Origin of the sequence: Vibrio sp. Vb2960 (assembly GCF_033337665.1) — a bacterium.
In the GTDB taxonomy this organism is placed as follows: Bacteria; Pseudomonadota; Gammaproteobacteria; order Enterobacterales; family Vibrionaceae; genus Vibrio; species Vibrio alginolyticus.
In genome coordinates, this window is record NZ_JAWORD010000006.1 from 147802 (window position 1) to 169767 (window position 21966).

General features: G+C 43.3%; 25 protein-coding genes and 2 tRNA genes. 11 read left to right on the top strand and 16 right to left on the bottom strand.

What is annotated here, in order from left to right:
• Nucleotides 1-172: 172 nt before the first annotated feature.
• Nucleotides 173-1279: a M20/M25/M40 family metallo-hydrolase gene (locus R7O03_RS07185; RefSeq protein ID WP_318131615.1), complete on the bottom strand. Its 1107-nt coding sequence runs from the start codon at nucleotides 1277-1279 to the stop codon at nucleotides 173-175.
• A gap of 538 nt (nucleotides 1280-1817) precedes the next feature.
• On the opposite strand from R7O03_RS07185, the gene hppD reads away from it, so the two are divergent.
• The 8 genes from hppD (at nucleotide 1818) to R7O03_RS07225 (ending at nucleotide 7430) form a co-directional block, all read left to right on the top strand.
• Entirely contained in the window at nucleotides 1818-2891 is a 1074-nt protein-coding gene (hppD, locus tag R7O03_RS07190) for a 4-hydroxyphenylpyruvate dioxygenase (protein ID WP_318131616.1), read from the top strand.
• The gene (locus R7O03_RS07195) at nucleotides 2884-4014 is read left to right on the top strand and encodes a homogentisate 1,2-dioxygenase (RefSeq protein WP_005388948.1); all 1131 of its coding nucleotides are present in this window, start codon (nucleotides 2884-2886) and stop codon (nucleotides 4012-4014) included. Before hppD ends, R7O03_RS07195 begins: the two co-directional genes overlap by 8 nt.
• A 9-nt stretch (nucleotides 4015-4023) precedes the next feature.
• Nucleotides 4024-5061: a fumarylacetoacetate hydrolase family protein gene (locus tag R7O03_RS07200; RefSeq protein ID WP_262601947.1), complete on the top strand. Its 1038-nt coding sequence runs from the start codon at nucleotides 4024-4026 to the stop codon at nucleotides 5059-5061.
• 21 nt (nucleotides 5062-5082) lie between these two features.
• Complete coding sequence (gene maiA, locus R7O03_RS07205; RefSeq protein ID WP_005377832.1) at nucleotides 5083-5751, top strand: maleylacetoacetate isomerase; 669 nt, start codon at nucleotides 5083-5085, stop codon at nucleotides 5749-5751.
• Between the two features lie 195 nt (nucleotides 5752-5946).
• Complete coding sequence (locus tag R7O03_RS07210; RefSeq protein WP_005377831.1) at nucleotides 5947-6606, top strand: DUF2726 domain-containing protein; 660 nt, start codon at nucleotides 5947-5949, stop codon at nucleotides 6604-6606.
• Between the two features lie 119 nt (nucleotides 6607-6725).
• The gene (locus tag R7O03_RS07215) at nucleotides 6726-7064 is read left to right on the top strand and encodes a hypothetical protein (RefSeq protein WP_085569546.1); all 339 of its coding nucleotides are present in this window, start codon (nucleotides 6726-6728) and stop codon (nucleotides 7062-7064) included.
• Nucleotides 7065-7243: 179 nt separating this feature from the next.
• Nucleotides 7244-7320: transfer RNA gene (locus R7O03_RS07220), tRNA-Val, on the top strand.
• A 33-nt stretch (nucleotides 7321-7353) separates the two neighbouring features.
• Nucleotides 7354-7430 (top strand) — tRNA-Val (locus tag R7O03_RS07225).
• 259 nt (nucleotides 7431-7689) lie between these two features.
• On the opposite strand, the gene R7O03_RS07230 is transcribed toward R7O03_RS07225, so the two are convergent.
• The 15 genes from R7O03_RS07230 to R7O03_RS07300 form a co-directional block, all read right to left on the bottom strand.
• Nucleotides 7690-7920, bottom strand: coding sequence for a hypothetical protein (locus tag R7O03_RS07230; protein ID WP_017820907.1), 231 nt, complete (start codon nucleotides 7918-7920; stop codon nucleotides 7690-7692).
• 129 nt (nucleotides 7921-8049) lie between these two features.
• The gene (locus R7O03_RS07235; RefSeq protein WP_206959177.1) at nucleotides 8050-8688 is read right to left on the bottom strand and encodes a DJ-1/PfpI family protein; all 639 of its coding nucleotides are present in this window, start codon (nucleotides 8686-8688) and stop codon (nucleotides 8050-8052) included.
• Nucleotides 8689-8852: 164 nt separating this feature from the next.
• Nucleotides 8853-9251 carry a VOC family protein gene (locus R7O03_RS07240; protein ID WP_031780991.1) on the bottom strand — a complete coding sequence of 133 codons (399 nt, stop codon included), beginning with the start codon at nucleotides 9249-9251 and terminating at the stop codon, nucleotides 8853-8855.
• A 205-nt stretch (nucleotides 9252-9456) separates the two neighbouring features.
• Nucleotides 9457-10029, bottom strand: coding sequence for a hypothetical protein (locus tag R7O03_RS07245; RefSeq protein ID WP_225466652.1), 573 nt, complete (start codon nucleotides 10027-10029; stop codon nucleotides 9457-9459).
• A gap of 192 nt (nucleotides 10030-10221) precedes the next feature.
• A complete protein-coding gene (locus tag R7O03_RS07250; RefSeq protein ID WP_138939937.1) occupies nucleotides 10222-10671 on the bottom strand; it encodes a nuclear transport factor 2 family protein in 450 nt (149 codons plus the stop codon).
• Between the two features lie 163 nt (nucleotides 10672-10834).
• Entirely contained in the window at nucleotides 10835-11239 is a 405-nt protein-coding gene (locus tag R7O03_RS07255) for a lysozyme inhibitor LprI family protein (RefSeq protein ID WP_318131617.1), read from the bottom strand.
• Between the two features lie 389 nt (nucleotides 11240-11628).
• Entirely contained in the window at nucleotides 11629-11880 is a 252-nt protein-coding gene (locus R7O03_RS07260; protein WP_005377824.1) for a TIGR03643 family protein, read from the bottom strand.
• Nucleotides 11881-11978: 98 nt separating this feature from the next.
• On the bottom strand, nucleotides 11979-12479 hold the full coding sequence (locus R7O03_RS07265) for a GNAT family N-acetyltransferase (protein WP_318131618.1): 501 nt from the start codon (nucleotides 12477-12479) through the stop codon (nucleotides 11979-11981).
• 150 nt (nucleotides 12480-12629) lie between these two features.
• Complete coding sequence (locus R7O03_RS07270) at nucleotides 12630-13010, bottom strand: hypothetical protein (protein ID WP_025766737.1); 381 nt, start codon at nucleotides 13008-13010, stop codon at nucleotides 12630-12632.
• Nucleotides 13011-13163: 153 nt separating this feature from the next.
• A complete protein-coding gene (locus tag R7O03_RS07275; RefSeq protein ID WP_213970458.1) occupies nucleotides 13164-13568 on the bottom strand; it encodes a DUF1801 domain-containing protein in 405 nt (134 codons plus the stop codon).
• Nucleotides 13569-13709: 141 nt separating this feature from the next.
• Nucleotides 13710-14042, bottom strand: coding sequence for a YnfA family protein (locus R7O03_RS07280; RefSeq protein ID WP_318131619.1), 333 nt, complete (start codon nucleotides 14040-14042; stop codon nucleotides 13710-13712).
• Between the two features lie 64 nt (nucleotides 14043-14106).
• Nucleotides 14107-14574, bottom strand: a complete 468-nt coding sequence (locus tag R7O03_RS07285; RefSeq protein ID WP_005385757.1) for an Sbal_3080 family lipoprotein — start codon at nucleotides 14572-14574, stop codon at nucleotides 14107-14109.
• Between the two features lie 416 nt (nucleotides 14575-14990).
• The gene (locus R7O03_RS07290; protein ID WP_186584308.1) at nucleotides 14991-15674 is read right to left on the bottom strand and encodes a DUF4336 domain-containing protein; all 684 of its coding nucleotides are present in this window, start codon (nucleotides 15672-15674) and stop codon (nucleotides 14991-14993) included.
• Nucleotides 15675-15923: 249 nt separating this feature from the next.
• Nucleotides 15924-17399: a Na+/H+ antiporter NhaC family protein gene (locus R7O03_RS07295; RefSeq protein ID WP_005377816.1), complete on the bottom strand. Its 1476-nt coding sequence runs from the start codon at nucleotides 17397-17399 to the stop codon at nucleotides 15924-15926.
• 18 nt (nucleotides 17400-17417) lie between these two features.
• On the bottom strand, nucleotides 17418-18761 hold the full coding sequence (locus tag R7O03_RS07300; protein ID WP_017820915.1) for a glutamine synthetase family protein: 1344 nt from the start codon (nucleotides 18759-18761) through the stop codon (nucleotides 17418-17420).
• Nucleotides 18762-19101: 340 nt separating this feature from the next.
• Between R7O03_RS07300 and R7O03_RS07305 the strand changes: the two genes are divergently transcribed.
• Genes R7O03_RS07305 through R7O03_RS07315 form a run of 3 tightly spaced genes read left to right on the top strand, consistent with a single transcriptional unit; the run spans nucleotide 19102 to nucleotide 21944 of the window.
• Nucleotides 19102-19848 carry a gamma-glutamyl-gamma-aminobutyrate hydrolase family protein gene (locus R7O03_RS07305; RefSeq protein ID WP_318131620.1) on the top strand — a complete coding sequence of 249 codons (747 nt, stop codon included), beginning with the start codon at nucleotides 19102-19104 and terminating at the stop codon, nucleotides 19846-19848.
• Nucleotides 19849-19866: 18 nt separating this feature from the next.
• Nucleotides 19867-20424, top strand: coding sequence for an HTH-type transcriptional regulator PuuR (gene puuR / locus R7O03_RS07310; RefSeq protein WP_005377813.1), 558 nt, complete (start codon nucleotides 19867-19869; stop codon nucleotides 20422-20424).
• A 35-nt stretch (nucleotides 20425-20459) separates the two neighbouring features.
• The gene (locus R7O03_RS07315) at nucleotides 20460-21944 is read left to right on the top strand and encodes an aldehyde dehydrogenase (RefSeq protein ID WP_065274433.1); all 1485 of its coding nucleotides are present in this window, start codon (nucleotides 20460-20462) and stop codon (nucleotides 21942-21944) included.
• Nucleotides 21945-21966 lie beyond the last annotated feature (22 nt).

A 21966-nucleotide genomic window follows, 5' to 3' on the forward strand; every position in this document is an offset into this window, starting at 1 on the left:
TGTCAGGTGTTGAGCTGTCTGGTCTCAAAAAGTGAGCTAGGGGAATTTCTTTGAAGATCTGATATCAAGTTGGCATGACGGGAAGTAATTTTGCTTCGATACAAATTAAAATCCCCTTCAAGCACAGGCTAGAAGGGGAAGATAGTCAGTCTGCTCTTCAAAAGGCACGACGTTAACTGACTAGGAAATGTTTCACGAACTCAGTGATTTTGACCATATCACTTACCGCGATAAACTCTTCTGTCGTGTGTACTTTTGCCATGCCAGTTGAAAGGTTGACCGTTGTGAGACCTTTCTTGTTAAAGTTATTGGCATCGCTACCGCCGCCAGTGCCTTTTGTGAAGGCGTCAATTCCCAACTCTGAAAACGCTGTTTTTATAGCGTTTACGTGTGGGTGGTTTTCTTCAATAACAAAAGCGTCGTAGGCTCGGCTAGATTCAATTTCGACTTCTGCACCGTGTTTTTTACAGACAGACTCTAATGTTGAGATCATATGATTGACCTGAGCATCTAGTTTATCGCCATTCAGGGAGCGTGCTTCTGCCACGATTTTTAATTCAGGCATAACAATGTTTGTGGCCTGACCGCCATTCACTACACCGATGTTGGCTGTCGTTTCTTCGTCGATGCGAAGTAGCTTCATTTGGTTGATAGCATCAGCCGCCACCATGATCGCACTGATGCCTTCTTCTGGCGCAAGCCCTGCGTGTGCTGGTCGACCTTTGATTTTTGCCATGATCTTTTGCTGGCCTGGGGCTGCGGTCACAATGGTGCCAATAGGGCCACCCGTATCTAACACGATTGCTTCCGTTGAAGTGACGTGTGACATATCGAAGTATTGTGAACCGAATAAGCCGCCTTCTTCATACACGGTGAAAGCAAGTTCTAACGTTTTGTGCTCACGGTTTTCCGCTTGAATACAACGAACAGCTTCCATGATGGCAGCAATACCAGATTTATCATCGCCACTGAGAATCGTATTGCCTTTTGAACGGATAATGCCGTCTTCGATGATTGGCTCAATGCCAATACCTGGAGTGACCGTATCCATATGACAGCTCATTAGAATAGAGCCGTCTTTTTTGCCGTCTAAACGGGCGTACACGTTAAAACCGTTAGAAATGTGCTCAGGTACTGGAAGTTTGCGTACGGTAAAGCCTAGCTCGCCTAGCTGTTCTGCCAGTGTTTCTGCAATTTGTTTTTCGTTTTTTGATTCGCTGTCGATACGTACTAGTTGGCAAAAGTGTTCAACTAAGCGTTCTTGATTGATGTGTGTCATTAGATGTCTCTTTTTCTGATCGAGCGTGAAGCCTTGTAGCTCGGCTCGATAGGGAACAGAGCACCACTTATGGCACAGTTACTTTTGAATAAAACTGAGGTGAATCAATAAAGGGGTATCCATGACACGATTCTGACCGATGAGCCTTTCGAACTGTATGAAGCGTCACGAAACATTACTTTTGATGTTTTGCAGGATCAAATGAATAAATCGGATAGAGATAGGGTGCAATAGACTTTCCATCCCCTTTTACTTTTTGAGCTACGTTGCCAAGATAAAATGCCAAGGTAACAACTTGTTTACATTTTGTGTGTTGGCGTAAAGCCGAAAATATCAATCTAATATATTGAAAATAAGCAGTTTGTTTGATGTTTACGAAAGTGGGTTCGATGCGCTCTCTATGTGTAACATATATTTTACAACTATGCGTAAAAATCGCCAAGGTAAAGATTTCTCCCCACGTATTCCAATTTCTCAAGACCTGCGCCAAGTTAGAAAAATAAGTCCAAACAAAAGCTACTGAGACAAGGAGAAAGTCATGGTTGATGCATATAACCCACTAGGAACAGACGGATTTGAGTTTGTTGAATATACCGCTGCTGACAACAAAGGCATTCAACAGCTTAAAGATCTGTTTATATCGTTAGGTTTTGCGGAGATTGCAAAGCATCGCTCAAAAGAAGCGTGGTTATATCGACAAGGTGACATTAGCTTTATTGTGAATGCGCAGCCGCATAGCCAAGCTGAGGGATTCGCCAAAGTTCACGGTCCGTCGGTTTGTGGCATGGCATTTCGTGTGAAAGACGCCACCATTGCTCTGGCGCATGCGTTAGAGAATGGCGGTAAAGAATATAAAACGGAAATTGGGCCGATGGAGCTTAGCATTCCTGCTATTTATGGCATCGGTGAAAGCTTGCTTTATTTTGTCGATCGTTATGGAAAGCAGAGCATCTATGATGTCGATTTTCGTTTTTATGATGATGCTGATGAGCGTTTGTCAAAAGCGAATGTTGGTCTTTACGAAATCGACCACTTAACGCACAACGTTAAGCAAGGCAACATGGATGTCTGGTCTGGTTTCTATGAGCGCATTGGTAACTTCCGCGAAATTCGTTATTTCGATATCGAAGGTAAGCTGACTGGTCTTGTCAGCCGTGCGATGACCGCACCTTGCGGCAAAATCCGAATTCCTATCAATGAGTCGTCAGATGATAAATCACAGATTGAAGAGTTTATCCGTGAATACAATGGCGAAGGTATTCAACACATCGCATTGACCACTGACGACATCTACGAAACGGTCAAAACCTTGCGTGAGCGAGGCATGGACTTTATGCCAACGCCAGATACTTATTACGAGAAAGTCGATCAGCGTGTTGAAGGTCACGGTGAAGATGTAAGCAAGCTTCGTGATTTGCAGATTCTTATTGATGGTGCACCAACGAAAGATGGCATCTTGCTACAAATCTTTACTCAAACCGTTATCGGCCCTGTGTTCTTCGAAATCATCCAACGTAAAGGCAATGAAGGCTTTGGCGAGGGTAACTTCAAAGCGTTGTTTGAATCGATAGAAGAAGACCAAATTCGTCGAGGAGTATTGAGCGATGCATAAATGGATCACATTCCCTCACCGGGAGGGAGTGTGCTCTAAACAAGCGCATGCTGACTTCCCGGAAGAGGCAATTTATGAACGTGAGGCAGGTCGAAGTGGCTTCTTCGGCCCCGCAACACATTTTCATCATCAACATGCCCCAACGGGGTGGTCTGAGTGGGAGGGAGAGCTACGTCCACGAGCGTTCGATTTTAATCTAGTCGAGAAAGCCAGCCATATTACCCCGTGGGCAGTCCCGCATCTATTACACAACGCGAATTGTAAAGTTCGTGTTTGGCGTATGGATGAAAAAATGGACTTCTTGGTGAGAAATGCAGATGGCGACGAACTGCTATTCATCCACCAAGGTACGGCAGATCTCTACTGTGATTATGGTCATTTGAAAGTGAGCGAAGGGGATTATGTCATGATCCCGCGCTCAACGAGCTGGCGTTTAGAACCAAGCGAGCCGATGTTCATTCTGATGATTGAAAACACCGATGCGGCTTATACATTGCCCGAAAAAGGCATGGTTGGAAACCACGCGGTGTTTGATCCAGCGGTTTTAGAAACGCCGTCGATCAACGATCAGTTCCGTGCTCAATATTCTGAGAATCAAACACAGGTTCAGGTGAAACGCCACGATAAAGTCAGTGTTATCACTTACCCATTCAACCCGCTGGATGCGATTGGGTGGCATGGTGATTTGGCGGTAGTAAAAGTGAACTGGCGTGATATTCGTCCACTTATGTCACATCGTTACCATTTACCGCCTTCTGCACATACTACATTTGTAGGAGCAGGATTTGTGGTGTGTACCTTCGTTCCTCGTCCAATTGAAAGTGATCCTGGAGCGCTCAAAGTACCGTTCTACCACAACAATGACGATTATGACGAAGTCTTGTTCTACCATGCAGGTGACTTCTTTAGTCGTGACAACATTGAAGCGGGTATGGTGACATTCCATCCAGCAGGATTTACACATGGCCCTCACCCGAAAGCTTTCAAAGCAGGGCGAGAGCATAAGAAGACTTTTACCGACGAAGTCGCGGTCATGATTGATACGCGTCACGCACTTCAGTTTTCGGATGAGCTGGAAAAAGTAGAAAACAAAGAATACGTCTATAGCTGGCAAGAGAAGTAAGAGGCAAGGATGAAATTAGCAACCAAGAAAAATGGCACTCGTGACGGTTTGTTGATGGTCGTGAGCAAAGACTTAACGCGCTGCGTACCTGCGACAGAAATTTTCCACCCCATGAACTTAGCTCCGACGATGCAGGTGGCGCTTGATAACTGGGAGACGCTAGCACCACAACTGGAAGAGCTATACGTTGCACTGAACAATGGCACGGTTGCAGGGTATGAAGAGTTTGAAGCGCACTACTGTGAGTCGCCGCTTCCTCGCGCTTATCAGTGGGCTGATGGCAGTGCTTACGTAAACCACGTTGAGTTGGTTCGAAAAGCTCGCGGCGCTGAAATGCCAGAGAGTTTTTGGACGGACCCGTTGATGTACCAAGGAGGCTCTGATGCCTTTATTGGACCTTGTGACAACATCGAGTTTGCGAGTGATGAATGGGGTATTGATTTCGAAGGTGAAGTTGCTGTGGTAACTGGTGACGTACCAATGGGCGCGAGTGTTGCAGAGGCTCAGGAGTCGATTCGTTTGATCATGCTGGTGAATGATATCTCACTGCGCGGTCTAATTCCGGCAGAGTTAGCTAAAGGGTTTGGTTTTTTCCAATCTAAACCTTCTTCTGCGTTTTCTCCTGTGGCAGTAACACCTGACGAACTAGGCGATGCGTGGTACGAAAACAAAGTGCATTTACCACTGGTCTCGACATACAACCACAAGCCGTTTGGTCGCCCAAATGCGGGTATCGATATGACGTTTGATTTCGCAGACTTAATTGTTCACGCGACTAAAACGCGCCCGCTATCTGCTGGGGCAATTATAGGTTCTGGCACGGTATCTAATAAGCAAGGCACCGAACATGGCACTTCTATTGAAGAAGGTGGCGTTGGCTATTCATGTATCGCGGAAGTTCGCATGATTGAAACCATTCGTGATGGTAAGCCGTCGACTAACTTTATGTCGTTTGGAGATTCAATCAGATTGGAAATGTTCGATGCGGATGGCAACAACATATTCGGTTCGATTGACCAACAAGTTAGCCAATATCTCAAGCACTAATAGTGCTGGTTGGGAGACGATATGAGCGATAGCATGATTTTATACGGATACTGGCGATCATCGGCGGCGTATCGTGTGCGTATTTGCTTGAATCTTAAAGAGTTATCGTATGATTCAAAATCGGTACACTTGGTGCGCAATGGTGGCGAACAACATAGTGACGAGTACCATGAGTTAAACGCTTCTGAACTGGTTCCTTTGCTGGTGGATGGGGAGGTTCAGTTAACCCAGTCACTGGCGATCATTCAATACTTAGAAGAACACTACCCGGATGTCACTGTGATCCCCGAGCAAACGCCGCTTCGATACCAAGCGCTAGCTTTGGCTCAGGATATTGCAATGGAGATTCATCCCCTGAATAACTTAAGAGTTCTACAGTATTTAGAGGGGGAGTTAGCTTGCGAGCCAGAGCGCAAAGTCGCTTGGATTCATCACTGGATCCACAAAGGTTTTACAGCATTAGAAGAGAAACTTCAGAAGCATCGTAAACTAAATGGTGATTGCAAGTTTAGCCTGACAAGCTCGCCATCTATTGTCGATATTTGTCTGGTACCACAATTTTACAACGCACAACGCTTTGGTGTAGATACCTCTCTTTATCCAACCATTAACGCTGTTGTGCAGTCATGCAATCAACTACCAGCTTTTATTGATGCGATGCCAGAGAATCAGCCAGACGCTAATAGTTGATTCTTAGCATACATAATGTATTAACAAAATTTAAACGAGCCAATCCAAGTGTGTGATTGGCTCGTTTTTATTGGTGAGCAAAATTTTCTGTTTCTCGCTATCGTCGTGGCGCCTCAAAATTGCGAGGTTTTGTTGCTCTGCATAACATTTCCATTTACGCTTTGAGCAACGAGTTGTTTTGGATGCACTTTATTTATGACCAACATTTTTATCATTGTTGTTCTTCTGGTTTTATTCTTCTTTGTTATTCAAAAGTACGTGATTAAGCACGATGACACGCGTGATTATCCTTATCGCTCGAAAGGCCCTCTGCTCAGAGGTCAAGAGGGTGCGTTCTATAATGCGTTAAGAGCGGCGGTCGGGGAGCATGCCGTAGTATTCGCGAAAGTAAACATGTCCAGTTTGGTTACGCCAAAAGAAATCAAAAATAAGAAGCAGTTTTTTGTCGCGAACAATCGTATATCTCGAAGCTATTTTGATTACGTTATTTGTGACCCAAGGACACTAGAGCCGCGCGTTATCGTTGAATTGGATAATGGGCAGGAGCTAAACAAGGGTAAGATAGAAAGACAAAAGTTATTGATTCATGTTTGTAAGACGGCCAACCTGCCTTTAATCGGCGCTTCGATAAAGCACAGTTATCAAGTTGGGCGATTACGTCGTTTGCTTGCGGCACACATTGATTTGATTGAGCCCGATAAAGAAGTGCGTTTTTGTAAAAAATGCGGCAGTCCGATGATCATTAAAACCGCAAGCCAAGGTGAGTTCAAAGGGAGACGTTTCTTTACTTGTAGCCGTCAGCCGAATTGTACATACACCGAAAATTATAACGTTGTGTTTGAGGCGGACGACTAAACACGACAATTAACCAGCAGAAACAAGGGGCTTTGATTAGAGATGATCAAAGCCTTTTTTGTATCAGTCATCAAGGCAGGGCCTATACTTTGAAAAAGAGGGCAGAATAGGGCAGCCATATGCGATACGGATGGATTTTATCGGCGTTGTTCATCGCATCGAATGTTAGTGCGATACCTAATTTGAAACCACTGGAGTGTGAATTGACAGAGACACCCCAAGATCATTTCTTGTTTTACCGAGAGCAAATGGTTTACCACAGTGAGCAGTTTGTCATATTTCAAAACTTCAAAGGCAGGGTGAGCACTCAAGTAGACGTCAAAACAGGAGAGTTGATCCGTACAACCTATATCGGCGAACCATTTAAACCTAAATATCAGATTTTGTTCGGCACTTGCCCTAAGGTATCGCAAATCTTACAGATTTGGATGCTCAGTGAAGTGCCTTACGACAATTAAGTGAGATAATAAAAGTTATATAGATCACACTTTTAATCCATGAAGGATTCAGCTTTGCTGATAAAATCATCTGAAAACGCGTGTTGAGTTTACATTTTCGCCAAACGGTTCAAAGTTGGTAAATTTGTGCTTGCACCACCGTTCGCTTATAGCTAATATCCTCGTCGTTCCAGAGAAATGCGTCCGTAGCTCAGCTGGTTAGAGTATCGCCTTGACATGGCGGGGGTCGGTGGTTCGAGTCCACTCGGACGCACCATTCTGAATTGAATGGTTAGGAACATAAAAATTTGGGTCCGTAGCTCAGTTGGTTAGAGTACTACCTTGACATGGTAGGGGTCGGCGATTCGAGTTCGCCCGGACCCACCAAATTTTAGAAAAAGCCCACCTTTTGGTGGGCTTTTTTGTGTCTGTAATTCATTGATACTCAAGTAAAACTACTTCTTTTCTTGTCCCTTGTTTTTGCTCTGCTTTAGCCCCTTGTTAGAGATAAAAGCGCACTACTTGATCCGCAACACAACCTCAAAACCCTAAATGCAATGCATAAGGTGTATACGCTTCAAACCCACTAGAGCCGTCTATAAATCATGTTGCGTGCCACTAGCCGTGGCATTAGAGACAATGACTATTAATCTAAATTATCTGGCGTGTGAAGATTGGTGCCGCATATTGTACATTTGTAGTCACCAGTCGCTTCGCCTTCCATTAATGAGCTAATTATTGCTGCAAATAGACCAGAGAAGAAACCTTTAGCTTTTTTCTCGGTCTTTTCCTGCGCTTTAGAGAAGCTTTCGTACCGATGTAGCGTTACTTCTTTACAATTACAGCAAAACGCTCTTGTCTCTTCAGAACCGTACATTTTTACCAATTGATTTACTCCCTGTAAGTTAATTTCCCCAAGTGGCGTTATGTTCAAGGGTAAGTCACACAAGACTGATGTGTGACTTACCCTAAACACTAAAACGAACGTAATGTAAAACACCACATGTTATGAATGATTATTTAACGCCTTGTGATCCGAGCTTGCTAACTCTGCTGATTGAATAGTTGTGGCAATAAGCTCTTCAAACAGCTCTAATTGCCCAGCAGGTATCAATTGATTTTGTATAGCTTTTCGTTTGTTTGAGTCAAATAGCCGCTCTGTTAACCAACCAATTAGATACATCAGTGAAAGGCAGCCACCGGCCGTCGCTACATTACCGTCTATCACGAGAGGCAGATCCTGAACATCTCCTCCCATACTTTGTAGAACATCCTTTGCATCTGGGTTTGTTGTTAATCGCTTGCCTTTTAGTAAACCGAGTTCATGGAGGATGAATGATCCCGCACAAATCGAACCTATTAGCTGCCTATTTGGATCAAGATTCAACGCTGACATAAATTCAGCATCTTTTAAAGCGGCTGGAATACCCCGTTTGCCGCTTGTAATAAGAACGACATCTTGATTCGTCACCTCAGAAAGGTGTCCGTCTGTTTTAACTTTCATACCGAGGTGGGAATGATGTTCAGATTTAGTTCCAAGTATACTTACCGTCCAACTGTCGGTTGTGCGCCCTAGCAAGTCATACATAAGAAAGAAATCGACATCCGTGAAATCATCAAATAAAACAACGCCGATTTTATACATAACATTTATCCTTTTGGACTTACTCGTAAGTCGCAAAATGTGTAGTAGGAGGGGAGGGCATTCAATACACAAGCTTCTGCTGAGCACCTTAAACACCAAAGGCGGTGCAAACTAACAATGCCATGTGTACCAAATCCCTATTATAAAACTTTGTTATGTTTGTTTTATGAGCCCGCCCAGAAAAACTCAACCCTAATACCACTTGGGTCGTAACACATTAAATGTTTTGCGGGTCCTGTTTTAACAAGCTCGGGACCAAACTCAATTTCGATTCCCGACGCCATAAATTGATCACGCAACTCATAGAGTTGCTTCTCAGTCTCTACCAGTAAAGCTAAGTGATGCAAACCAATATTCGTTTTTCTGTCAAATGGAGTGGCGGCATCAGCCTTAGCCGCCCATAGTGTAAGCATGATATGCCCATCACTCACAAATATTGCCGGGTAGTCTGGATTTCTTTTTACTTCACTCCAACCTAATTGTTCAGTGAAAAACTTCGCGCTTGCTTCTAGGTTAGATACGGTTAAACCTACGTGGTGTATGCCTTTTGTTAACACAGTCACTTTGTTTCCTTACTCGTTTTAATGGCTATCAAACAAAGATAACTCGATAAAAAGTAAGCATCAATACACATATATTGATTAACTTCGTCAATCTATTCGAATACGGTAATCCAACTGGAAACATAACATTGTAAACAAGAAACCCAATCTTGAACTAAAAATTAAACTTAGAGTTCATTCTTAAGTACTGCATTAATCAAATACATTAATAGCCATAATATTTAAGCCAGCCTATAGGGCATATCATTCCATTAAACGTTTGAATGTTCTTATTCAAGCTAACGTCTTCCAATTTGTAACAGTGAACAACATTACTAGTCGAAGTAGATGCTGGTGTTGAATACGTCACAGGTTTAGAAGCGTTTGCTTTATGTATTTCATGTGCTCGCTGCTGGTCTATCGCCACTTGATTCTTATGATTGTTAACTTCTCGCAATCCAGATTCTAGGGGTAGGTGCCAATCCTTACATGTTGTTCCTAAACCATCATTCTGAGACTGATATTCTGATAACGCTACACGAGCTTCATTTACCGACTGATCGATATCGGACTGATCGACTAGCCAAGTAGAAAAAGAATAGTTAATGGCCTCTCGATAGTTTACCGATTGCTCTAAGCTATAAGCATCGGAATGAAAACAGGCCTCTACCACTGCCCATTGAGTCGATAGGTTTGATAATACGTTTTCAGGTATAGGCTGTAGCTGGCTTTGCGTAGACTGGCAACCGGCTAGAAGAAAAGGGACAGGGAGTAGTTTTAGAAAAAATTTTTGGTTCATTTTAATCTTAAAATTAATGCAATCTTTTTCATTATCATAATACAGGACGATTGAAGAAAGTAGCATTTCTATCAGTAAGGGAATGTGGCTAACGTACTGATAAGGTGTGAGTAAAGCGATATCAAAGCCCTCAACACACCTTAACTACGAATACTACCGCATAACAAAGATGCTATGCGGTAACGGTAGTATTCAGGCTTGAACAGTTTGTCGCACGTTGCTCTCGCCTGACAGCACGGAAATTCTCTCAAAATCTCGACTCGGGAAGTCAGGGTCTACGTACACAAACATACGACTTATCATTTTTCCTTCAAACTCAAATACACTACAAAAACGCCCTGTGGAAACTTTGTTGTCCGGCCAAGAGGTACCATCACTCATTACGCCGCCTTCCTGTCCTTCAACAATGACCTTGTTTCCAGCAGTCGTTATTTGAAAGCCGTCTATGTCGTGCCAGATACTAATCAACGAGCTACCAATCCTATTGCCAAACTCCACTAAGGCACTCTTTCCTTTCGCTTGCCCAAATTTAGGAAAGAAAAAATCAACATCCTCTGAGAATAGATCCAGATAGCTAGGATCACCGGCATCTATTTTCTCGAAATACTTAACTACTATCCCAACTAAATCGTCTTTTTCCATAATTATTTCACACCCATATTAGCTTTACGCACAACGCAGGGTTAAGTAGTAAGCGGAGCGACCACTCAACCTGAACGTTTGCATCTTAAACACCGAGTACATTTAAACTGAAATTGCCAAGAGTTGCGAATCTTATTGAAGTGCCTTGTTAGATGTAATCCGTTTAGCCTACGTATACACCATTGAAGTATTCGACGCGTTCTAACGTCATTCTTAACTTACATTCTTCAATCTGGACACCTTGCCAGGGCGAGGGTGTGGAAGACAGGCCCGTAAATTCACATTCGGCGTCTCTGTATTTTAGCCAAGCTCTTTGGGCCTTTCGAAATGGCTCTACCAGTTCGGTCTGAGACCATGTTTCCCTTAGTGCTTTTTCTTCCTCACCTATTCTAGCGATTGCTTCCTTGTAACTTTCGTTAAGCTCTTTATCTGCAGATTCCATCTTCTTTTCTACACACTGATAACCAGCCATAACGCCACCGCCTTTTACTTTGCAGGGATCTTCAACATCATCAGAAGCCAAGCAAGGTAAAGAAACCAACGCAAATATTATAAGTAATTTGTTCAAAATTGCCTCCAAGCTCCGAGTGCTTGTTAAACCGTTATCCGCTATTTTTCCTTTTCAATCATGCAGCTTTTTATCTGTGCCTTCAAAGATAAAATAGAAGGTTAGTGATTCTAGTGCCTAAATAGAAGGTAAAAGAGATTGATACACAGGTTAAATGACGCCGTAATCTGAGTTATTTTTAGTGGGCGTTTGGTGTTAATCTTTTCTGTGGAATCATTAGTTTGATGGCGTCTGAGGATGTTAATATGACTCCCATTGAATTTATTATCGCCCTGAAACACCTAGGTTGATTTAAGTGGTGACTATTCCCCTCCAATCATGAAGTTGATTCAAAGGTAGGGCGATAAATGTTGCGATTCGTAATAAAAATTTATGCCAAGTGCAGTTCGCTATCGTGGCTTATATTGAGTTGGGCAATAACCTCTAATGATGTCTGAGTTTCGTAGCTTGTTGTGTTTTGTATTGCGCCCCGAAACCCTTTTACGCCACAATTTAAAGCTACTTGATTTGAGCCGGCTACGCATAAACTGAATCACGTCGGATTCATTCAAACCAAATTGAAATTCGATAGCCTCAAATGGGGTGCGGTCTTCCCATGCCATTTCTATTATTCTTGACTCAGTTTCCGAGGTCAGTTTCATTTTAAATAACCTATTTTAGAAAAGACATTGTTACGACGGAAATTGAGTCTTGGTTCAAATGTTCTTATATGCGTGCTTAGTGTTTAGCGACTTAACACCTACAAAAACTTCTCAATGAGGACTTCGTCTACGTATTTCCCACGAACTTTTGCATGCTTCTTCGCGGTCCCTACGATTTCGAAGCCTTGTTTGAGATAGGCTGATAACGCTCGCTCATTATCGCTGCGAAGGTACGCAAATAGTTTTTCGTAACCCTTTTGTTTGGCTACTTCGAATGTCGATTTGAAAAGCTGTTTAGACACACCTTGGCCACGAGCACCGTCACTAACAAACGTACCAATTATGCCAACATGGTCAAAAGCTTTTGTATATTGTGCAAAGGGCTCGATGTTTTGGAAACCAATGACTTGTGAGCTATTTTCGGATAAAGCGACTGTAAACACGCCCCGTTCTGGGAAATGAGTAATGAACTCTTTTTCTTCTTCAGGTGTGAAAGGCGTATCTAATACAGTGTATAAACCTTCAATAATGATGGGATTGAGGACGTTTGTAATGCCTTCAGCATCACCTAAAGTTACCTGACGTACAATTAAATTCATGCCACTTAGCTCCTATTAAATTTAGGGCTGTTTTGTACATGAGTTGGAGACTTGCGGCAACAAGTAACGTCATTAAGTCGTAAAGAATATACCTATTACACTTAAGCGGCGGTTAATAGTGCTGATTGTTACTTTAGTATTTCTGATATATCACTTTTTAAGTGACGGCTTAACTTCTACAGAATATTTCCACATCACGATCCCGTTTTCTACAAGATCATAACTCGCGCTTTGACCCTCGGAGTTGAGTACAAATACCGGCATTTCCATCCTTGACGTAGCGCCATCTCGGTTGCATGACATGGTAGCTTCAAGCTGTATGCTATTTTTGCTCGGTTCTGAAAGGGTTCCTAAGTACGCGCAGCCGTCGACAAAACTGGTTTTGCTTTTTCCTTTAGAGGATATTTCAAAAGTCGGAAAAATGAATGTTGATTGAGGCTCTGTTACTACCACATTGACTTGATAGTTCGTCGCTGAAAAAGCATTGAAATGAGCTCCAAGCATAAGTAAGAACAAGATTTTTGATTTCATAAACTCTTCTTAATTTCGATATTACTCGTTTGGTTACGGCGCTATTAAGGTGACCACTTAATCTAAAACTTTACTGCGGAAGCATTAAAAAGGATACAAAGGTAGAGTAGTTGAATATGGTTAATCGGCCGTAAATAGTTTTATTAAGCGATCTTACATACCTAAAAGAGGTAAGTTCTTTCGCTTTTGATAGGTTAATGCTAATTCTAAACAGGTCTTGATTGAAGCTTCTGGCAAAGGAGCGGATAAAGATAGAATTATTGTTCGATTACCCTGAAACTCAAGTGAGTCACTATACAGTTCGCGGAATGTGTCGACGAGCTTAGTTTGGCAATTAAAGAACAGATAATAACGACTAGGCGTTTTCTGTTTCCAATCCATCCTTACCGGGCTACCTGTTTTCACACTGTAGCTTGGCTCTCCCCATTTTAGAGATTCTTCAACTTCCCCCAGTTTTAATTCAGAAGCGATAGTTAAGACGATATTTCGTAGCTCTTCTATCCGAATACGCACATGTTTTGGATACTCATCAAATCTTGCCTTCACTGCATGGTTCATTGGTATCTCCTATAAATAGCGCTGTTTTGGGGTGAAGCCCAAGCGTACTTTGGCTATGTAGCAATTACGTCATAATGTTATTAATCAATAAATCTAGCACATAGCCAAAATACTAAGCGTAAGGGTTTCCCTCGGTTACGTTTAGGATGCTCTGGGTGAAAACATGATGATTGACATGCCAAGCATAGCGACAGAAACCCCCACTATGTCCCAGAGCGTTGGTCGAACGCCGTCGATACACCACAACCATAGAATTGCGACAAAAATATAGACACCACCGTAAGCGGAATAAACTCTGCCAGTTGCGGTAGGATGTAAAGATAGAAGCCAAGCAAACATAGCAAGGCATAGCGCTGCTGGTACCAAAAGCCAAACTGACTTATCTTCCTTCAACCAGAGATAAGGTAAGTAGCAGCCTAATATTTCTGCAATGGCGGTTATAAAGAAAAGCCCAATGGTTTTGACTTCAGTCACTTAAACATTCCTATCTTTCTCTACAAATATATGATGCCGGTTAAATGGGCAATTGTTCGGCTCATTACATTTCGCCCAGCTTAATCTTGGATTGAGCCTCACTCACGGTTTGTTTACCGAATAACAAATCCATCATCGAAATGATTCGTTTGTTGTCTTTACCCCATTTATCTGGATTCGCGCTGTTTGGTGCTTTAAATTCAACTTGTCCTACTTTTTCGTTATTTTTGTAGGCTTTGATCTGAGCATCAGCGATAAATGTTCTAAAATCCCAGCTCCAGCGTGATACGTAAGTAAGTGTCAGCTCAGAGCTAACAGGAGGAGTGCCGTCGCTTACGACTGTGCATTTATGGGCGGTATCCAAACACCAGTCTTGCATCGAATCTAAGAAAACATCTCGCGTGGCGTTGTCTTTTACGATGGTGATTTCCTTGCTCTGATTTTCTTTCGAGATTGTTTCTACCGTATACTTTGGTGCCGCACATGCGGCTAATAGAATAGGCAAGCTTAGAATGATGAGTTTTTTGTGCATCTTATGTCTCTTTTTTAAATTTATATATTCAAACAACTTCAAGATACTGAGTTCAACGAGAATAACTAACAAGCATGGCAACAGTTATTAACAAAACCTTTAGAGTCGAAGGGTTTGTTTCGGGAGTATGCCAATGTCTCGAAGCAAAATAATTAGTAAGAGATTGCTATAGCGTTATGTTAACTCTTGAACTTATGTCCGTATCAATGTTCAGAATTCTTCGCATTGAAGTTTTTGAAGTGCAATTCTAACGGAATTTTAAATTGCTGCATAATGCTCAATTAAGAGGAATAGGGGAGCTTATCGTTAAACATAACGTGTAGTTCTGTAAATTGCCCCCTAAGACTAAGCTAAAAGGGCCTAATGTTTTAAAATAGCTTCTTGTCTATTCTGTTGTGTGAGTTTTCAATGTTGTCTCATACTAGCCACTTAAAAGAGCGCTGTAAGAACTCGTCTGCATTATCAAGGACGATTTCACCGTGAGCCATAACCAATATATTAGGTTTCCAAGACAGCAGTTTATTTAAGTGTTTTCGAGCCTCTTGTTTGCTAAACATAAAACTTAGGCGCCAATCCAAAGGCATTTTTCCATTCGGAGCAAGAATACCGGCCCCTTTAGCCACAAACCGCTGCCAGTAGTTAAAGTCCTGGCCAGAAAAATTCTCGACGAGGTCAGTAACAATTAAGGTCTTTGAAAGTCGATGATAAAACACACACTCTTCCATTAATGGAGAGCCAGAAAATAGTTCTTGTTCAACCTCAGAGTTCCAAGCATTACCGCCTTGGTTAAGTGAAGCGTGAAAGTGTATATCACGGCACTTCTTGATGACTTCATCTGTGCCATAAACTTCTGCGCTAGGATAGGCAAATACCCATTCAGATAAGAACAAGTGGTGTAAATGATTAGGAGCGATTAAGTATTTCACTTGGCCTAGATTGTTGATTTGCTCTCTAATCGAATTTGATAACTTAATTGGACTATGAACCCAAAGGCCACCATCAGAAAGCCTAACAATAGTCATACGAGTGGTGTATGGGAGTCCTAAGAATTGGACGGGATCTCCGTCAAATATCCATATCTCATGGGCTAACTTTTTCATGTCTCTCCAACCGTTAACACTGTATTAAGGCGGCATTTTAGTTACTCAAAAGCTGCCTTGCTGCACAATAAACGCTTCGCTAAGCGTAAACCAAAAATATTAGGTTTACCAAACCCTTATTGAGTGCAGTTGTATATCTTTGAGTATTTTTATACTGAACGGGCGTAAAGTAGTTTTAAGAGGATCATTTGACTTGATAGAACAAAACCCCGCTATTTTTGAGCAGGGTTTTGCAATTAGATAAAGGGGCTAACCGATGATGAAGAAGAAAATCGCGGTTGCAACAATACCAATCAACGCATAAGGAAACTGTGTGGTTGCGTGTTGCATTGCTGTACAGCCTGAACCTTGTGCAGATAACACGGTTGAGTCACTAAAGAAACAAGAGTGGCTCCCTGCCGCTGATGCTGAAAGCAGCGCTGCAACGGTTAAGTGTAGAGGCACACCAAGCTGTTCGCCCAAAGGTAGAACAATTGGCATCGCGACTGCAAACGTTCCCCAAGACGATGCCGTTGCAAATACCAACGCGCCCGTAATCATAAAGATAATCGCAGGGAAGTAAGACGCTGACAGGTAAGGGCTGACGGTCTCAATGACATACTGCGTGACGCCCAATGAGTCGTTGACCGATTTCAACATGAAACCACCAATAACGGTCGCAAGCGGCAGTAGCATAACTTTAATGCCATCATAAACAGCTTCGAACATGTCGTTCATCGAGATCAGTTTTTGTGCGCCGTAAAAGCTAATAGTAAAGATTAACGCGACGAAAACACCAGCAAGTAGATCGATACCAAAATACCAACTTGCGGCAACAAGTACGATCATTGGTAACAAGAAGTTGACAAGGCCCATGGTTGGGTTGGTATGTGCAGAGACATCGGGACCAAAGTCGACATCTGTTGCACCGTCTGGACGAACTTGACCATTCTTCGCACGCTTTTCTGCCTTTTTCATCGCGCCTAGATCAGGGATCTTTTCCATTGCAACCAGCAAAACAATCACCAGCGTTACCCAGCCGTAAGCCATGTATGGAATAGCTTCAATGTATGCTTTGATACCATCTCCCGCTTCTGCTACTCCGTTTGCTTCTAGCAAAGAACTGAAGAAAATTGCCCAAGTGGAAATTGGTACGAGGATACAGATAGGTGCGGCGGTTGAATCCACAAGATATGAGAGTTTTTCACGCGAGATTTGGTAGCCGTCCGTAACTTTTTTCATTGAGGAAGAAATTGCAATCGCATTCAAATAATCGTCGATAAAGATCAGAATACCTAACGCAAAGGTCATCAGCATCGATTGCTTACGGCTTTTTACTTTCGTGACCAACATGTCGGAGAAGCTTAAGATACTGCCGCCTTTCTCCAAAATAGCAATTAGGCCGCCCATCAAACCACAAACGAGGATGATCCAGGCAATAGTTTCATCCATCATTACACTCATGGAAATATCAACAATCTGTTCTACCGCTTCAGTTGGGTTAAGCAGAAGAACACCGGCAATAGCGCCGCTAAAGAGGGCTTCCACAGTTCGGTGTGTTGTCAGCGCAAAGACCAATACCAACGCCGTTGGTAAAAGGCTCATCCATCCGTAGGCTTCGCCTTCCTCATGGTTCAAACCGATTGTGGTAAAAAAGACAAACGTCGCAACCGAGATTAAAGAAACAATAATGTGTTGAGAGTTGATTTTAAGAGGCGCATCCAGCGCCTTGGTCTGCGTAGTCATAAAGTTCATTTCCTTTGTTTATGCCGAGTGCAACATCCAGTCGATTTCCAATGGAGTAATAGCTCGCTCAAATTCTGCGAGTTCACTCTGTTTGCAAGCTAGATACAAATCGATAAAGTCTCTTGAGATGTATTGAGCCAGCTCACTGTGCTCCAGTCGCTCTAGAGCTTCTGACATACGCAGAGGTAACTCAATTGCATCATCACTGAGAGTCGGTGGACATTGATCTTTGGTGTAGCTTTCACTCGCTAATACTGCGGAAAGTACTACTGCAGCGAGAATGTATGGGTTAACGTCAGCGCCTGCTATACGATGCTCTATACGGCGATTTTTGCTATCGCTGATAGGCACACGCAACGCAACACCGCGGTGGTTTTCTCCCCAATCGGCTTTGGTCGGGACGTAAGCGCCAGGAACAAAGCGACGGTAAGAGTTAACGTTAGGGCAGATTAGGGCCATGGCATCGGATGTTTGTGACAGCATCGCTGCCATGGTTTGATAGAAGAAGGCGCTCGCTTGACCGTCTGGTTGGCTAAAGTGGTTGTTACCATCTGTATCAACCAAGCTGAGGTGAATGTGCATGCCATTACCCGCTTGCTCACTAAAAGGTTTCGCCATAAATGTGGCGTCAAATCCGTGCTGATGAGCGACTTGGCGAATCAAGCGTTTTGCGATGATGATTTCATCACATGCTCGAAGTACATCTTTAGAATGGTTGAAGTTGATTTCGAACTGCCCTGGTGCCGATTCAGATAGGGCTCCGGAAGTGTTTAAACCTTGTTCTAATGCAATTCGATTAAGGTCGGCCAAGAAATCAGCGTAGTCATCTAGTCCATCAAGGTCGTAAACCTCGGTATCTTTTTCTCGAGTTTTTTTCGTGGGGTTAATTGCCGTTAATGGTTCGCCATTTTCGCCGCGGGTTTTGTCTATTAAATAGAACTCCAGCTCGAGCGCGACACAAGGATATTGGTCTTTAGCATGCAGTGTTTGCAATATAGAAGCGAGAATGTTTCGGATGAACAGTGGGTTAGGGTGCTGCCCGGTTTCATCCATCATACTAAGCAGTAGCTGACCAACTTGTTCTTTTGCCGTCGGCATTAAGGTGCCGCTGATTGGATAGCAGAGATTATCTGGTTCTCCGAGATCTTCTCCCAACCCGGCCGTTTCAACGACGTTACCTTTGGTATCTAGGGTGATGGTCGAAAGGGGGAGGGCAACACCTTTATTCAGTTTTTCTAGAGCATCTATCGGGATGCGTTTTCCTCTTGGGGTGGCATTTATATCGGTAAAGATGAGATCGATAAATTCAATATCGGGCCATTTTTGTTTAAAATTTTGTACTTCCTGTAGATACGATTCCATTTTCTTCTCCAAATAGCCTGACGAGTAGAAATTAGAAATAACCAAATTAACAAATAAATTACAGCACTCTGAACGAGTTGTTTGTTTTTCAGGTTATTTTTAATTTAAACATGCACTTACACTGTGTTTTTGATGTTTAACGGCTGGTTTTTATGTCTTTCTGTTAACCATTTTGTAACAGTTGGTTTTGTTTTGTTCAATATAATGAGCATAAATATTCAGTTTTGAAGCCTAAAAAGTGCGTCAGATCACGTTGTGACGATAATAATGGTCATCTGTGTTGATAATTTTGTACATGGTTTGTAGGGTTTGTGTTAAATAAATTGAACACGGACATATCATGGCAGATACACACAAACCCATCATTGGTGTGGTTAGCTGCGCTAAAGAGTTGGGTGGCTATCAGATACAAGCGGTCAACGACTTTTACCTTCGCGCCATAAAGGATTTTGGAGGACTACCGATTATGTTGGCTCCCGACATGTCGGGCGATGACGTAACCACCATCCTAGACATATGTGATGGTTTTCTTTTTCCTGGCAGCCACTCTAACGTTGCGCCACATCGATACAATGCAACGCACGAAGAGAGCTACAAAGATGAAGCTCGTGATGAGCTCTCATTCACGTTAATTCGTCATGCGGTTGACCAAAACATTCCGTGCCTTGGTATTTGCCGCGGCTTTCAAGAGATGAATGTCGCACTTGGTGGCTCGTTAAACCCAGCCGTTCATGACTCCGGCTTCAATGACCATCGTGAAGCGCCTGTTGAAGTTTTCGAACAAAAATACGCGCCAGCACACGCTGTGCTAGTTCAAAAGCAGAGCTTATTTGAACAATGGCTGGTGCAAAATCATTGGGAAAACACCACCTTCTTTGAAGTGAACACACTACACAACCAAGGCATCGATCAGCTTGCTCCTCTATTACAAGTAGAAGCTAAAGCCCCGGATGGCTTGGTAGAAGCATTTAGTCTTCCTAATCAAAAATTTTTCGTTGGCGTGCAGTGGCACCCAGAATGGGAAGCAAAAACCAATCATTTCTCTCAAATTTTGTTCAATGAATTTATGATGGCTACCTCTCGTTAAACGTTTGGAGCTGTATGAATGGACAATCAAGAGATTGGTAAAAATATTGTTCAGTTACGAAAAAAACATGGATTGTCACAAAGGGAACTAGCCGAGCGCGCTGGTATTACCCACAGTGCAATCTCATCCATTGAAAATGGCAAAGTGAGCCCGTCGGTCAGCTCACTACAAAAAATCGTTAATGTATTTTCTTTATCGTTATCAGAGTTTTTCACTTTTGAACAACCTTCGAACGATGAAGTGAAAGTAGTCATCAAGCCGTCAGATCTTGTGGAAATCGGGAGCGAGACGGTGTCCATGAAACTGGTAACGAATGGCGACAAAGATCAAGTCATCGGATTCTTGATCGAGGAATACGCACCTTATGGAACCACTGGTGCGGCAGAAATCAAACACGAAGGCGAAGAGATTGGCACCGTATTAGAGGGTGAAATCACTCTGGAATATAAAGGGCAATCTCATGTCATAACAGCGGGCGAGTCGTACATTATTGATACGACGAAGCCCCATCGATTTACAAATCACACAGACAAGGCTTGTCGAATGATAAGTGCGCATACGCCAACCACATTTTAGTGGGGGCTTGCCTTGTGTGATCACAAGGAGAGCGTATGAAAACCCAAGAGCAATGGATTGAACTAAAAAACAATCTAAACATCGAAAACAGGGCGTACATTAACGGTGAATACAGTGCCGCTTTAACAGGGCAAACCATCCCGGTAGTTAACCCAGCAACAGATGAGATATTCACCGAAATCGCCCGTTGCCAAAATGAAGATGTTGATCTCGTGGTTTCATACGCTCGCCAAGCATTTCAATCCGGTCAGTGGAGCGAGAGCAGCCCAGCTCATCGCAAAGCAGTGCTTAAACAGTTTGCTGACTTGATTGATCAAAACCAAGAAGAATTGGCTCTGCTAGAAACGCTTGATACCGGTAAGCCTATCTCTCACAGCTTCTCTACCGATATTCCTGGCGCGGCGAGTGCATTACGCTGGTACGCAGAAGCAATCGACAAAGTATACGGCGAAGTTGCCCCAACCGAAAAAGATGTACATGCCTTTATTTCCCATCAGCCAATTGGCGTGGTCGCTGCGGTTGTGCCGTGGAACTTCCCCCTTTGGCTTGCGTGCTGGAAGCTTGGCCCTGCTTTAGCCGCTGGTAACAGCGTGATTCTAAAACCGTCAGAAAAATCTTCTCTCACCGCGATATTCCTAGGTCAACTTGCTTCTCGAGCGGGCTTACCAACAGGCGTTTTCCAAGTCGTTACGGGTTTTGGTCATGAAGCTGGCGACGCGCTGGCGAAACACCAAGACGTAGACTGCATCGCCTTCACAGGCTCGACGCGCATTGCAGGTCAACTGATGGTCAGATCGGGTGAGAGCAACCTAAAGCGTGTGTTTGCAGAAGCGGGCGGCAAGAACGCGAACATCGTGTTTGAAGATTGTGATGATTTAGACCGCGCAGCAGCAGACACCGCTGCAGGGTGTTTTTACAACCAAGGTGAGGTGTGCGTCGCGGCAACCCGCCTGCTTGTTCACGAAAGCATCAAAGAGCAGTTTATAGAAAAAGTTATTCAAGCGTCGAAAGCGTTCACGCCAAAAGACCCAATGGACCCAAGTTCATCAATGGGTGCGCTCATCGACCAAGATCATAAATCAAAAGTATTGGAATACATCTCGTTAGGTGAATCAGAAGGCGCAAACGTACGTTGTGGCGGCGATGTCGATGGGCAGGGCGCATTTGTTTCCCCAACCATTTTAGACAACGTCGACAACAAGATGCGTGTCGCCCAAGAGGAAATTTTTGGTCCGGTGCTGTGTGTCATTCCATTCAAAGACGAAGCGCAAGCAATCGAGATCGCTAACGATTCGAAGTACGGCTTAGGCGCGGCACTCTGGAGTAGCAATATCAACCGCGTTCATCGCGTAGCAAAACGACTGCAAGCCGGCTCGGTTTGGGTTAACAACTACAACGAAGGTGACATGACGGTTCCATTTGGTGGATTCAAAATGAGCGGAAACGGTCGAGACAAGTCTCTCCACGCGATTGAAAAATTCACCGAAACCAAAACCACTTGGATTCGCCTCCATCCTTAAGCCTGCTGACGATTACGATAAA